The 14,773-nt window shown below is 68.8% G+C and carries 8 protein-coding genes; 6 read left to right on the forward strand and 2 right to left on the reverse strand.

The window, feature by feature from the left end; genetic code table 11:
• The first annotated feature begins 185 nt into the window (after positions 1-185).
• The 4 genes from VGS97_RS27090 to VGS97_RS27105 all read left to right on the forward strand — a co-directional run bounded on the left by VGS97_RS27090 (position 186) and on the right by VGS97_RS27105 (position 7,652).
• Positions 186-947 (forward strand): hypothetical protein, encoded by a 762-nt coding sequence (locus tag VGS97_RS27090; RefSeq protein ID WP_326856499.1) that lies wholly within the window; start codon positions 186-188, stop codon positions 945-947.
• A gap of 367 nt (positions 948-1,314) precedes the next feature.
• Positions 1,315-2,379 carry a LacI family DNA-binding transcriptional regulator gene (locus VGS97_RS27095; RefSeq protein WP_326856500.1) on the forward strand — a complete coding sequence of 355 codons (1,065 nt, stop codon included), beginning with the start codon at positions 1,315-1,317 and terminating at the stop codon, positions 2,377-2,379.
• A gap of 152 nt (positions 2,380-2,531) precedes the next feature.
• Complete coding sequence (locus VGS97_RS27100) at positions 2,532-5,489, forward strand: glycoside hydrolase family 48 protein (protein WP_326856501.1); 2,958 nt, start codon at positions 2,532-2,534, stop codon at positions 5,487-5,489.
• 234 nt (positions 5,490-5,723) lie between these two features.
• A complete protein-coding gene (locus VGS97_RS27105; protein ID WP_326856502.1) occupies positions 5,724-7,652 on the forward strand; it encodes a ferredoxin reductase family protein in 1,929 nt (642 codons plus the stop codon).
• A 69-nt stretch (positions 7,653-7,721) separates the two neighbouring features.
• On the opposite strand, the gene VGS97_RS27110 is transcribed toward VGS97_RS27105, so the two are convergent.
• Both VGS97_RS27110 and VGS97_RS27115 read right to left on the reverse strand, forming a co-directional pair.
• Positions 7,722-9,869 carry an alpha-galactosidase gene (locus VGS97_RS27110; protein WP_326856503.1) on the reverse strand — a complete coding sequence of 716 codons (2,148 nt, stop codon included), beginning with the start codon at positions 9,867-9,869 and terminating at the stop codon, positions 7,722-7,724.
• 370 nt (positions 9,870-10,239) lie between these two features.
• A complete protein-coding gene (locus VGS97_RS27115) occupies positions 10,240-10,974 on the reverse strand; it encodes a WXG100 family type VII secretion target (protein WP_326856504.1) in 735 nt (244 codons plus the stop codon).
• Positions 10,975-11,475: 501 nt separating this feature from the next.
• On the opposite strand from VGS97_RS27115, the gene VGS97_RS27120 reads away from it, so the two are divergent.
• Complete coding sequence (locus tag VGS97_RS27120) at positions 11,476-13,878, forward strand: ATP-binding protein (RefSeq protein ID WP_326856505.1); 2,403 nt, start codon at positions 11,476-11,478, stop codon at positions 13,876-13,878.
• 333 nt (positions 13,879-14,211) lie between these two features.
• A complete protein-coding gene (locus VGS97_RS27125) occupies positions 14,212-14,619 on the forward strand; it encodes a hypothetical protein (RefSeq protein ID WP_326856506.1) in 408 nt (135 codons plus the stop codon).
• The last annotated feature ends 154 nt before the right edge of the window (positions 14,620-14,773 follow it).

The raw sequence follows: 14,773 nt of genomic DNA on the forward strand, positions 1-14,773 counted from the left end.
CTTTGTGTGCGGCTGTGGGCTCGTCCGCCGCTGAGCGTCGGCCGACCCCGCGCCGCGGCCCCGGCCGAGCCCGAAGAGCGTGTGAAAGTCATGAAAGAACGTTCCGTGCGCCGTACGCCCGTACCTACCGTGGCGGAATGAGCCGCAGAAGTGGATCAGTTCGCCGTCGGCCGGCCGCACGTCTGATGGCCGCCCCGTTGCCCGTAGCCGTCGCCGCCATGCTCGCGGCGGGGGTGCTCGGCGGGTGCACGAGCACGCCAAGCACTGCGTCCACCGAGAGCCCGACGACGCTGTTGCAGCAGGTCGCGAGCGAACTCGACGCGGCCAAGACCTTCCGGCTCACCGTGGACACGCTGGTCCCGAAGAGCAGCCCCACCGCGACCACCGCGCCCAAGCCGGGGCCGTCCACCCCCGCGCAGACCGAGGCGGTCAAGATGTCCGGGGTCTGGGACGTCACCAGCGGTCTGTCCCGGATGGACGGCACCGTCAACGCGGTCAAGACCACCATCCTGTCCGCCGCCGGGGTCGAGTACGTGTCGCTGACCTCTGACATCGCCGCCGTCGAGGGCCGCAAGTGGCTGAAGGTCGACGACTCCAATGCAACTTTCGGGGAGTTCGGCCAACCGGGGCTCGTCGCACAGGTGCTGCGCGCGTTCCACGAGGTTCACGCGGTTTCCACCGGCCACCTGGCCGGCACCATCGTGACCGGCGAGGCCGACGAGCACATCGCCGACCCCAACCTGCTGGGATGGCTCGGCCAGCTCCCCGATGAGCTGCGCTTCGACGTCTGGACGGACGGCTCCGGCGCGCCGAGCGCGATCCAGTTCACCCTCACCGGAGCGGGCACGGTGACCACGGGCACCGCCAGGCTGGACTCCTTCGGAACCGCTCCGGTGCAGGTCAACGTGCCTACGATCAACGAAGTGGTGCAGGCTCCGGCCGCCTGAACGACGTATCAGGGTGCTTGACCGGTTAATGAAACTTTCAGCCGATCCGGGACGATCAGTCCGCTGTTGACCTGTCCGAAGCAACCGCCCGGGCGTTTGCATCACCGCGGGTCTTGACGGCGCGTTCCCGTCCCGCAACGCTGTGCCCACCCACCCGAGAGAGCGCTCCCACGAGTGCGCCGTCTCTAACCCTCGCGAAACAACGCGCCCCGCCTCGGGGCGCGAAAACACTTTCGGACCGGCAACCCACCCCGGCTCTCGATCGACTTAAGTCACGCCCGACCGACTCGATAGAACCTGGACGCCGAACAGCTGACTGCCCCGGATCAACCGAGTGCGCGCTAGAACCTCACCGTGGAGGTCGCAGTTGCCCCAGCAAACCGACACCGCGCCGGCTGCCGTCGCCAATCGCGCCAACCGGCTGGACAAGATCCAGTTCGGAAAGCCGACCCTGGCAGACGTCGCCGCGCTCGCCGGAGTATCCGAGGCGACGGCCTCGCGGGTGCTCAATGGATCGGCCCGCGTCAGCCTCGGCGCGCGCAGCCATGTCGAGGACGCGATGGCGCGTCTCGGCTACGTGCGCTGGCGCGCCCCCCGCGCGCAGACTTCGCGCAGCGGCTCGGTCGCGGCCATCGTGACCGAGTCCAGCGCCCGGTTCTTCTCCGACCCCTTCTTCGCCCGGCTGTTGTGGGGCGCGTCGCGGACCCTGTCCGCGGCCGGCCTGCAACTCGCCTTCCTCGTCGTGCACGACCAGAACGAGTACGCCGCCGCAGAGCGCTACATCCGGCGCGGCAGCGCCGACGGCGTGATGCTGATCTCCGCGCACGGCCGCGACCCGCTGCTGCTCACCCTCCAGGCCGCCGGGATCCCGACCGTCGTGTGCGGCAGGCCCCTGGTTCCGGTCGGCGCCCTGTACGTGGACGCCGACAACGCCGGCGGCGCGCGCACCGCCGTCGGGCACCTGCTGCGCTCTGGCCGCCGCCGGGTGGTCACCATCGCGGGGCCGCGCGACATGGCCGTCGGCATCGACCGGCTGGCCGGATACCGCGACATGCTGGAGGCCGCCGGGCTGCCCGCGCTGATCGGCTACGGGGACTTCTCCCAGGCCTCCGGCGAGCACGCGATGACCCGGCTGCTGGAGCGGCGGCCCGACCTCGACGCGGTCTTCGCCGCCTCCGACCTGATGGCCGCCGGGGCGCTGCGCGCCCTGCGCAGGGCGGGCCGGAGGGTGCCCGAGGACGTGGCGGTCGTCGGGTTCGACGACGACCCGATCGCACAGCACACCATGCCACCGCTGACGACCGTGCGTCAGCCGGTCGAGGAGCAGGGGGCTGTGATGGCCCGTCATGTCATGGCCCTGATCGAGCACGAGTCCATCTCGGAGGCGCACGACAACCTGCCCACCTCGCTGGTCCAGCGCGAGTCCGCCTGACCGGCCGGCCGGGCTGATCTGAAGATCCGCCGCGGACGGGCCCCCGGGGCCCGTCCGGGGGCCTTCGCGTGCCCGAAAGCGGACCAGTGCGCCCGCCGCCGCAGCTTTCGGCGCGACGTCGCGCCGATACCCAGAAGGAGAAATCCGTACCCATGAGAACAGGAAGACGCAGTCCACTGCGAAGAAGGCTGCGCGGGATCGTGGTGACGCTGATCACCGCGGCCTTCGCCTTCGCCGGGCTCACCGCCATCCCGGCGCAGGCCGCGACGACGCAGTGCTCGGTCGCTTACACCACCCCGTCGGACTGGGGCAGCGGGTTCACCGCCAACGTCGTCATCACCAACCTCGGCGCGGCGTGGACCAACTGGACCCTCACCTACAGCTATGCCGGCAGCCAGACGCTGGCCAACGGCTGGAGCGCCACCTGGACGCAGAGCGGCACCAACGTCACGGCCGCCGCCCTGTCGTACAACAACAACGTGGCCACCAACGGCTCGGTGACCATCGGCGCCAACTTCAACTACAGCGGCACGAACACCGCGCCGACGGTCTTCGCCATCAACGGGACCGTCTGCGGCGGGGCGCACCAGGCGCCGACCGTGTCGATCACCAGCCCGGCGGCAGGCGCGACGTACACGGCTCCGGCCACCGTCCCGCTGACCGCGACGGCGTCGGCGTTCAACAGCGCGACCATCAGCAGCGTGGCTTACTACAGCGGCACGACGCTGATCGGATCGGCGACCGCGGCGCCCTACTCGGTCAGCTGGACCGGAGTGGTGGCGGGCAGTTACTCGCTGACAGCCGTGGCGACGGACAGCACGGGCGCGACCACGACCTCGTCTCCGGTCGGGATCACCGTGTCCCCGTCGACCAACCCGGCGATCGTGGCGAGTCCGACGTCCGTGACGGTGGCGCAGGGCTCGACCGGGACGTTCGGCGTGACGCTCAGCAAGGCGCCCACCGCCAACGTCACCGTGGCGGTCGCCAGGACCAGTGGCATCACCGGCCTTTCGGTGACCACGGGTGCGTCGCTGACCTTCACCCCGACCAACTACAACACCGCGCAGAACGTCACGATCACCGCGGACGCCTCGTCCACGGGTAACGCGACGTTCACCGCGTCGGCGACCGGCTACACCTCGGCCGCGGTGACCGCGACCGAGACCGCCGCGAAGGGCCAGTACACGCAGGACTTCCTGACGCTGTACAACGAGATCACGAACCCGGCCAACGGGTACTTCAACTCGCAGGGCATCCCGTACCACTCGGTCGAGACGCTCATGGTCGAGGCACCCGACTACGGCCACGAGACCACGTCCGAGGCGTGGAGCTACCTGATCTGGCTCCAGGCCACCTACGGCGAGGTCACCGGCGACTGGTCGAAGTTCAACAACGCGTGGACGCTCATGGAAACCTACATGATCCCGAGCCACGCGGCCCAGCCGACCAACAGCGCCTACAACCCGGCGTCCCCGGCGCAGTACGCGCCCGAGGAGCCGCTGCCGTCCGACTACCCGGTGGCCACCACCACCTCGGTCTCGGTCGGCAACGACCCGCTGGCGGCCGAGCTGGACTCGACCTACGGCACCTGGGACATCTACGGCATGCACTGGCTTGAGGACGTCGACAACAAGTACGGCTTCGGCGACACCCCGTCGGGCGGCTGCGAGCTCGGCCCGGGCTCGGCCAACACCCCGTCCTTCATCAACACCTTCCAGCGCGGCTCCCAGGAGTCCGTCTGGGAGACCGTCACCCAGCCGACCTGTGACAACCTGAAGTACGGCGGCAAGAACGGCTACCTGGACCTGTTCATCTCGGGTTCCGCCACGCCGCAGTGGAAGTACACCGACGCCCCCGACGCCGACGCGCGCGCGATCCAGGCCGCCTACTGGGCCGACACCTGGGCCAAGGCGCAGGGTGTCGAGTCGCAGGTGACCACGACCGTGGCCAAGGCAGGCAAGATGGGCGACTACCTGCGGTACTCGCTGTTCGACAAGTACTTCAAGGCGATCGGCAACTGCACCAGCACCAGCTGCCCGGCGGGCTCCGGCCGCACCAGCGAGCACTACCTGCTCTCGTGGTACTACGCGTGGGGCGGCTCGCTGTCCACCTCGGGCGCGTGGGCCTGGCGCATCGGCGACGGCGCGGCGCACTTCGGTTACCAGAACCCGCTGGCGGCCTACGCGCTGTCCACCGACACGGCGATGATTCCGAAGTCCCCGACCGCGCAGAGCGACTGGAGCGCCAGCCTCACCCGCCAGCTCCAGTTCTACCAGTGGTTGCAGTCCTCTGAGGGCGGGATCGCCGGTGGCGCGACCAACAGCTGGGGCGGCAACTACGGCACCCCGCCGTCCGGCGACTCCTCGTTCTACGGCATGTGGTACGACTGGGAGCCGGTCTACCACGACCCGCCGTCGAACCAGTGGTTCGGCATGCAGACCTGGTCGATGGAGCGCGTCGCGGAGTACTACTACGTGACGGGCAACGCGGCCGCGGGCGCGGTGCTGAAGAAGTGGGTCACCTGGGCGGAGTCGCAGACCACGGTCAACACCACGACCGGGGCCTGGCAGATCCCGTCCAACCTGACGTGGTCCGGCCAGCCTGACACCTGGACCTCCACGACGACCTCGGTGACCAACGCCAACCTGCACGTGACCGTGTCCAGCTACGGACAGGACGTCGGCGTGGCGGCCTCGCTTTCCAAGACGCTCGCGTACTACGGGAAGAAGGCCGGCGACACCACCGCCTCGAACCTGGCCAAGTCCATCCTGGACGTCATGTGGGCCAACGACCGTGACTCCATCGGAATCACGACCCCGGAGACCCGCACCGACTACAGCCGGTTCACCCAGGTCTACCCGTCCGGCACCAACTCCGACGGGGTGTTCATCCCGTCCGGCTGGACCGGCACGATGCCCGACGGCGACGCCATCGCGCCGGGGGCGACCTTCCTGTCCATCCGCAGCTGGTACAAGAACGACCCGAACTGGTCGAAGGTGCAGACCTACCTCAACGGTGGGGCCGCGCCGTCGTTCACCTACCACCGGTTCTGGGCCCAGTCGGACATCGCGATGGCTTACGCGACGTACGGCATGCTGTTCAACATGTAACAAAAGCCTGACACCTGAGAGGGTGTAGGGCTCAGAACGCCGGGCCGCCGTTTGCGTTCACTCGATCCCGGGTGGGCGCAAGCGGCGGCCCTTTTGTGCGCGGTTCAGTACAATCAGCAAAGCTTTGGACATGAATCACCCAAGGGAACTCTTTCGGGTGAATAGGTCTGTTCCAATCTCCATTGCCACCCCGGCGCCCGAAGCCAGCCGTACCGGGAGCGAGCGGAGTCCGCGATGACCGACCAAGACGACGACGATCCAGCCTGGCTCAAAGACTTCCCATGGCTCGGCGGCGTCGCGCCGCAGTGGGTGCAGCAGCAGTTCGAGCAGCGGCGGCAGCGCCGGCGGGAAGAGCGGATCCTGTATGAGCAGCAGCGTCTGCTCGTAGCACGGTGGGCCGAGTACGAGGCGCGAAAGCGCGCCGTGCACCGGGGGCGCGTGGACGTGACCGTGACCTCCAGCGGCCGCCACGTGGCGGCCACCGATCAGGGCACGCCGATGCACCGCCCCGGCCCGCCGCCACCGCAGCCGCCGCCGGCTCCACCACTTGCTTCACCACTGGCTCCACCGCAGACCCGTCCCCGCCGAACGCCCGCTCCCGGCCCGCCGTATCCCCAGCAGTACCCACCGAGCACGGACCCTGATACGTCGGTCCTGCGCGGAATCCCACGCCAGAGCCGTGCGGCCCGCCCCGGGGCGCGGCCGGAACGTCCCGTCCCGAGCCGGGCCGCACACGCCGCCGCGCCTCCCGACCGGTACGCGATCCCGCAGCGTCCCGGCCTGCCGCAGGTCTGGGCCGACCCCGCCACCGCCTGGACGTACGACCGCCCCGCGCTTTCCCGGCACGCGCTCGCCGGGGTGCTGGTGCTGCTGGCCTTCGCCGGCGGCGCCGGGGTGATCTTCCTCTGGTGGCTGCAAACGCCTGCAACCCGGCTCCAGCACCTGGCCGACGAGTACATCATGGGCGCGCAGCTGACCGGGCTGCTCGGCGCCTACCTGCTGCTGATCGAGGTCGCGCTGATGGCCCGCATCCCGTGGCTGGAGCGGCGGATCGGCTCGTGGCTGGCCACCCTGCACCGCGGCCTCGGCGCGTACCTGACCCTGCTGCTGGCCGCGCACGCCGGTCTGGTCATCGCAGGCTACTCAATGAGTCTTCAGGCTCCGCCGAGCGCGGTGGTGAAGTCCGTCCTCACCACGTACCCCTATGTATTGATGGCCACCGCGGGCTTCGGCCTACTCCTCGCCGTCGGCGTCTCATCGATCAAGCTCGCGCGGCAGCGGCTCGGATACGACCGCTGGCACAGTCTCCATCTGGTCGCCTATCCCGCGGCCGTGCTGGCCTTCTTCCATCAGATCGCGCTCGGCGCCCAGTTCACCCGCAACGAGTACGCCAAGGACACCTGGATCACCATGCACGTCACGGTGGCGGCCGCGATCCTGCTCTACCGCGTCGTCATCCCGGTCAACAGGACACTGAGATACCGGCTGCGCGTGGTCGGCGTCGTCGTGGAGTCCCCTGACACCGTCTCGATCTACGTGGGCGGAGTCGACCTCGAACGGCTCGGCGCGCAGGCCGGTCAGTACTTCCGCTGGCGCTTCCTCGGCCGCGGCCTGTGGCACCAGACGCATCCGTTCTCACTGTCCGCCGCGCCGACCAACGGCGTGCTGCGCCTCACGGTCAAAGGCGTCGGCAACTACACCCGCCGACTCAAGCGCCGGATCCGTCCCGGCATGCGGGTCGTCGCGGACGGCCCGTACGGTGCGTTCACGGCGGACCTGCGCCGCCGCCAGCGAGTGCTGCTGATCGGCGGCGGCGTGGGCGTCACCCCGCTGCGCGCCATCGCCGAGACGCTCGACGGTGCCGCCGGAGACGTGATCTTCATCCAACGCGCGTCAACGAAGGCTGATCTGCTCATGGCCGACGAACTGGGCAGGATGCACCGCGAGGGCAGGCTCACCTACATCCCGGTGCTCGGCAAGCGCGGAAGGACCGTACGCGAGGACCCGATGGCGCCGCACCGCCTGCGCGAGCTGATCGGCGACCTGGCCGACCGCGAGGTCTTCATCTGCGGCTCGCCCGCAATGGCGCGAACCACGATCAGGAACCTGCGCAAGGCCGGCGTCTCCTGGCGCCGCCTGCACACCGAACTATTCGACTTCTGACCACCTCTCTCACACCAGCATCCGCAGCACCTACGAAACCCGCAGCGCTCGCAGCACCCGCATGAGCGGTCAGACTCGTCGCAACTCCACCACCACCGCCTGTCCCGGCCGGTTCACCAACCGCGGCGCAGCCACTCCAACCGACTCCAGCACCCGCCCCGGCAACACGAGCGCTTCACCGCTACGTGCCCACGCCGGCCACAGCTCCCGTGCCGCCGACACCTCCGGCAGCACCGCGAGTTCGTAATCAGCCTCCGGATTCAGCCCGGGAATCCGCATCCCGGCGGCCGTTTCAAAGGTCGACGTTTCAAGCTGCACATACGCGAAGAGCGCATGCGCGCGATCCGCCGAGACGACGCCGTGCACCCACGCTGCCGGGTCCGGATGGTCAACCCGCACGACCGAACCGGAGTGCAGCAACGGGCGCAGCCGCTTATACGTATCTATCCACCCCGCCAACTGACCGAGCGAGGTCTCGTCCCAACCGGAGATGTCTGCCTCGACGCCCGCGTGCCCGAACAGCGCGGTCGCCGCACGGAACGACAGCTCGGTCTCCCGCCCCGTGACGTGTGCGGGGGAGGAGCCGACGTGCGCGCCGATCAGCTCGTAGGGAATCAGCAGGCTGGTCCAGCGCTGGATGGACTGCCGCTCGACCGGATCGATGTCGTCCGAGCCCCACACCCGGTCGGTGCGCTCCAGGATCCCCAGGTCGACCCGCGCCCCGCCCGACGAGCAGGACTCGATCTCAAGGCTCGGATGCCGCGCCCGAAGCTCGTCGAGCAGCCGGTAGACCGCGGCCGTCTGCGCATGCGTGCCCGGCACGCCGTCGTGCAGCGGCTCGGCCAGGTCCCGGTTGTGGTCCCACTTGATGTAGTCGATCCGGTACTCGCTCACCAGCGCGCCGATTCGCGAGAGCAGGTACGCGTACGCCTCCGGCCGTGCGACGTCCAGCACCTGCTGGTTGCGGGACTCGGCCGGCAGCCGCCCGGGGTCGGCCAGGAACCAGTCCGGGTGCGCCCGCGCGAGGTCCGAATCAGGGTTCACCATCTCGGGCTCGAACCAGAGCCCGAACTGCATGCCGTGCTTTCGCACCCGCTCGACCAGCGGATGCAGGCCGTGCGGCCACACGGTCTCGTCCACGTACCAGTCGCCGAGCCCGGCGTTGTCGGCGCGCCGGTGCCGGAACCAGCCGTCGTCCACCACGAAGCGCTCGACGCCGACCGACGCCGCCTTGTCCGCCAGTTCCAGCAGCCGGTCCGCCGATTGGTCGAAGTAGACCGCCTCCCAGATGTTCAGCGTGACCGGCCGCGGCGGCGACGGATGCCCGGCGCGTGCGCGCAACATCCCGTGGAGCCGTGCGCTCAGCCCATCCAACCCGAAGTCACTGAACGCGAAGTAAACCCACGGGCTCTGATACGACTGTCCAGCCGCCAGCCTGATCTCACCGGGCTCCAGCAGTTCGCCGCCGCCGAGCACCGCCCCGCCGTCGGCGAGCCGCTCCACGTACTGCACATGGTTGCCACTCCACGCCGTGTGCACCGCCCACACGTTCCCCGCCCGGAAGCCGAAGCCCGAGGAGCCCGCGACCAGCGGCCCGGCATCGAATCCGGTGCGACCACGCCGGTTCTCCCGCACCCAGGCGCCCTGCCGCAGCGAGGCCCGCTGCGGCGAGCGCTCCCGCGCCCACCGCCCGGCGAAGTCCAGCACCTCGACCGCCTGCGACGGCACCGGCATCAGGACGCTGAGCCGGTCGACCGTATAAGGCGCCTGATCAGGATCCGTATTGGTGACCGTGTGCCGGACGCGCAACACTCCCTGTGCGGTCAGTTCCAGCTCGCTCTCCAGCGCGAGCCCCGCTTCGACATCAGCCGCATGTACGACCACTGTCGCCGCCCCTGTCGGCGCACTCCCGACCCCGCGATCGTCCACATCCCCGTGGCTCGTCGTCACCGGCTCAGTCAGCGTGAAGCGCAGTGGCCGTGACCTACCATCCCGATGCCCGCTCAGCGCAGGCCGCCCGAACCACCCGGCGCCCTGTGACGGGATCAGCATCCGCCCCGGCTCAGGAAGCGCGCTCGCAATCCGCGCGCCCGCATCCCCGAGAAACCCGATGTCCGCACCCCAGTGCAGGATCTTGGGCAGCGAAGGCCCGCGGATGTCCAGTACCAGACCCACCGCGCCTGCCGACAACGTGATCAATCCGGCTTCGGCACCCACCCCGGCTAGGCTCGCTGCACTCACAGGACCTCTCGATTCCAACATTATCCAACGGGAAGCGACGAATTCATACTAGAGAGCATGCAGAACCGGACGCAATCACCGCGCGTTAACCTTCCGGTCATCGGACCGCGCCCACATCCCCGCCCACAGACCGAACACCCACAGACCGCACATCCGCACGCCGTACGCCCGTACGTTCGCCCACCCCACCCCACCCCACCCCACCCCACCACCCGCCTGGCAGTCCCGTCACCCAGCAGACCCGCCCCGCCACACCTGACCTCGCCGCGACTCTTCAGCCCTGGTCGCCCCGCCCCACCCGCACCGTGTTCCTCTCGACTGTGTTCCTCTCGACCACCGGCTTCAGCTAGCTGCCGAAGTTGATCGAGGACACATTCGCCGCGAACGTCGCGGCGTGCCCCGCGACCGCGTCCGCGTGTCCCTGCAAGTCGTTGGCGCGCCCGAGCAGTTCGTCCGGCACGATCCCGAAGCTCGCGCCGACCGCGCCGCCGCCACCCGACGGGGCACCGAGCGCCGCTTCGAGGCCCTTGAACACCAGCCCGCCGAGCGCCCGCTCGACGACCTGCTCAAGCGGTGCCACCGCGGCCTCGATCACCTGGCCGAGTATCTGCTGCTCCAGCTGCTGGATCAGGGCATTGATCAGCTTCTTGCCGGCCTCCTCGATCAGCACGAGCCCCACCTCGGCGATCCCGAACGTGGCGATCGCCGCCGCCTGATCGGCGATGAACGAGGCGGCCAGCGCGGCCAGCTCCGCGATCGCGGCCACCTTGGCCGCGACTATCGCGTCCGCCGCCACGTCCAGCGCGTCGGCGACCACGTGGCAGGCGTCTACGAGCTCTGTCATGTGGTCGCTGGACATCCGCGCCCACGTCGCGACGAGCTGCTCGTAGGAGTTGCCGTGGTAGGACAACCCCATCTGCTGGATGGTGGACGTGGCGGCCTGATGCGTGCCGTCCACCTTGTCGGCGAAGTCGCGTACGTGTCCTGCGAAGGCGCGCACCTGGTCCTCGTCCACGTTCGGCCAGTTCACGCCGATCACGTTGAGGAACCACACCACTTCACCGGGAAGTTCGATGCTCACCCCGACCCACCCCGTCGCGCTAGGTCTCCGAAGGTCTCCGACTCGCCCGCGAGTCTCCCAGAGACGCGAAGTCCCTGTCCAGGCATCACGAACCGCCGACCGGCATCGCCCAACGTTCCCGCGTCGCGACACTCACACGTTCGCACGCATCCCCTTGCATACACATGGAAAAGCGCGCAACGGGTACTCACAGCGCACAGCTGCCGAAGACTGCGCGGCCCGCGATGCGAGATGGATCACCATCGTGCTCCTCATCATCGCTCTGCTGAACTCTCATCGACCGGTGAATCCGTTGAACCACTGTTCGATCCCTAATGGCCACGTGTGTCCCCGCAGGTAGTGCTTTGACATGTCTGAGCCAAATCTCTCCACGGCCATCATCAGTATGCTGTGATAGGTTCTGGTACGGCGTAACAGACCCGGAGGGCGGCCGTGGTGGAAAGTGCGGACGGAGGCGCGCCGGACGGTGCGCCAGGCCACAGAGGCGGCGCGCGCTCCTGGATGTCCGGCACGGCCCGCGACCTGGCGCGGGCCAGGGACGTCATCGGCGGCGTGGACTTCCCGCGCGTCGGCCGCCTGGGTCTGCCCGTGCCCCGGCAATTGCCGGGCGACGCACGCGGTTTCGTCGGCCGCGAACGGGAATTGGAGCAGCTCGACCGGCTACTGGCGGGCGGGGGAGTCCAGTCGAACGCCGTCGCGATCACCGTGATCTCCGGAACCGCCGGGGTCGGGAAGACCACGCTGGCCCTGCACTGGGCGCACCGTGTGCGCGACCGGTTCCCGGACGGGCAACTGTACGTCGACCTGCGCGGCTACGCCGTCGGCACACCGGAGAGCGCCGGCGTCGTGCTCGACAGATTCCTGCGTGCCCTTGACGTCGCGAACGTCGCGGTTCCCACCGACATCGAGGAGAAGGCAGCCCTCTTCCGGTCACTGCTCGCGAATCGCAGAGTTCTCATTGTTCTGGACAACGCGGCGAGCGAGAGCCAGGTGCGCCCGCTGCTGCCCGGCACGACGAGCTGCCTGGCGGTGATCACCAGCCGCAACCGGTTGCTCGGGCTGGTCGGCCGGCTCGGCGCCGCGCACGTCACCCTCGACGTGCTCTGCGAATCGGAAGCCGTCGATCTGCTGCGAAACAAGACGATTGACTTCCGTGACGGCGACGACGGGGACGAACTCGCCGAATTGGCCGCCACGTGCGCTCGATTGCCACTCGCGCTGCGCATTGCGGCGCAACGTGCCGCGAGCCGCCCGCGCGTGCCCCTGAGCGAGATGATCGCGACGTTGCGCGACGACTCGGTGCTCTGGAACGCGCTGTCGACGAAGAGCGGCGACGGCAGCGAGGACGGCGAAGCCGTCCACAGCGTCTTCGCCTGGTCGTATCGTGCCCTGCCGTCCAAAGCGGCGCGGGTGTTCCGCATGGTCGGCCTGCACCCCGGTCCGGATTTCAGCGTCGGCGCCGCCGCCGCGCTCGCCGAGCTGACCGGCGAGCAGGCGCAGGAGGCGATCGACACCCTGGCCGAGGCGCACCTCGTGGAGTTCGTCGCTCCCGGTCGCTTCCGCCTGCACGACTTGTTGCAGGCCTACGCGCTCGACTGCGCGCGCAACGACGAGAGCGAAGCGGACCAGAAGGCCGCCCTCACCAGAGTGCTGACTTGGTACCTGCACGCCGCGCACGCGGCCGGCAAGTATATGGAGCGCTACTGCTTCCGACCCACGCCGCTCGACCCGGCCAGCGACCTCAAGGCCCCGATACCGGCGTTCACGGATCACGGTCAAGCCGCCCGATGGTACGAACTCGAATGGAACAATCTCGTCGCGGCGACCCGCACCGCGGCGGATCTGCGCCTCGACCGGATGACGTGGCAACTGGCCGCCGAATTCCGGTTCTTCTATCTGCGCGGCGACCAGTTCGACGCGGGCGTGGCCATAGAGCAGATCGCGCTGGAGGCGGCCCGCCGTCTTGGCGACCGTTACGCCGAAGCGGAGATCCTCGACGGACTCGCGATCCTCCACCACCAAGCGGGTAGCATGAACGAGAGCGCGACGTGCCATCAGGCCGCGCTCGGGATCCGCCGGGAGATCGGCGACCGCCTCGGGGAGGCGATCACGCTCGCCAATTTCGCCCTCGTACTCGCCGACCGCCGCCGACTGAGCGAGGCCGAGGCCTTCAGCACCCAGTCCCTGATCATCCACCACGAACTGGGCGAGCGAAGAGGCGCCGCCCTCGTGCTGGGCAATCTCGCTGAACTCTTATACGAACTCGGACGGCTCGCCGAAGCGCGTGACCTGGTCTGCCAGGCGCTCGCGCTGAATCGGGAATTCGACCGGACCGCCGGCATCGCCGACAATCTCTGGAACTACAGCCGCATCCTGCGTGCCCTCGGCCAACCCGAGACAGCACTCGGTGTGATCCAGCAGGCCGTCACCGCCGCGCGCCGCCTGGACACTCGTGACAAAGAGGCTGCCATCCAGGCCGAACTCGCGCACGTCCACCAAGCGCTCGGCCGCTACGACAGCGCACTGATCGCGTATCAGCATGCAGTCGCCCTCTACCGCAGGCTCGGCGACCGGCTCGGCGAGGCGCACGCGTTCAGCGGCGTCGGCACGCTTCACTTCGACCAGGGCAACCTGAGCGCCGCAGACGCCTTCCACCGGCACGCCATCGCCATCCTCGCCGACCTCGGTGACCGCTGGCACCGAGCAGTGGCCCTCTCCAGCCTCGCCGATCTGCTCGACGAGACCGTCGGCGACGCCCAAGCGCGAACCCACCGCCATGAGGTCCTCACCCTCCTGGCCGGCTTCGACGACCCGGCCGCCACCGCGCTGCGTGACCGTACCGCCGCGCTTCTGGAAACCGCCGCCGAGGTCGACGTCAGAGCCGTCGCCACAACCCACACATAGCCCAAAACACCCCAGCGCACCTAAAACACTCGCGCTCCCGGCCACGTACCACACCGCGTTCGACCCCACCCCCACCATGCCAGTTCAGCCCTTACCGGCCGCAGACCACATGCCGCATGCATCCGCACGCATGACGCCGCTGTTGAGCCGAACGGGCTAACCCATTCGAGTCCGCGGCATTTTCACCCGCCTGCGCGATCTCCTCTGTCAGCAGGGACTTCGGCGTGCACGGTGCCCGCGACACGGCGTACTCACCGATTGCGACCTGCTACTGACCGTGTTTGCCTGTTGGAGGCCACGGGCCTACGCCCTCCGAAAACCAAGGGAGCAATGATGCCGACCTTCGACCCGCACAGCATCGCCAACCTCGTTGGACAGCTCGGCGGCAACCACCAGCAGGCGGCCAAGGAACTCGCCAACCTCTCCGGCCAGCAGATCGACCCGAACGACCCGCAGCACGCCGACATGCTCCAGCAGATGGGCGTCGACCCGCAGCAGTTGCAGAGCGGGGCATACCAGCAGCACCTGGACAACCAGAGCCAGCCCGGCTTCCAGGGCTACCAGCCGGGCCAGGACCTCGACCAGCAGGCCCCGCAGTTCGGCGGCGGCCAGCAGGGCCAGTACAACCAGGGTCAGGGACAGCAGGACCAATATGGCAATGGGCAACAGGACCAGTACGGTCAAGGCCAGCAGGGCCAGGGTCAGCAGGACCAGTACGGCCAGGGCCAGCAGAACTACTGACCACAGACCCAAGACCACAGATCCCTGATCGCTGACCACTGAGTCAGAGCCCTAAAGCTCTACATGCACTGCTGGTCATCCGGTTTCATAGCCCACCAGTGTCCCAGTTCCACTGCTCCACTGCTCCACGAGGCAACGGATTCGGCCGGAGTCG

Origin of the sequence: Actinocrinis sp., from assembly GCF_035946395.1 — a bacterium.
In the GTDB taxonomy this organism is placed as follows: domain Bacteria; phylum Actinomycetota; class Actinomycetes; order Streptomycetales; family Catenulisporaceae; genus Actinocrinis.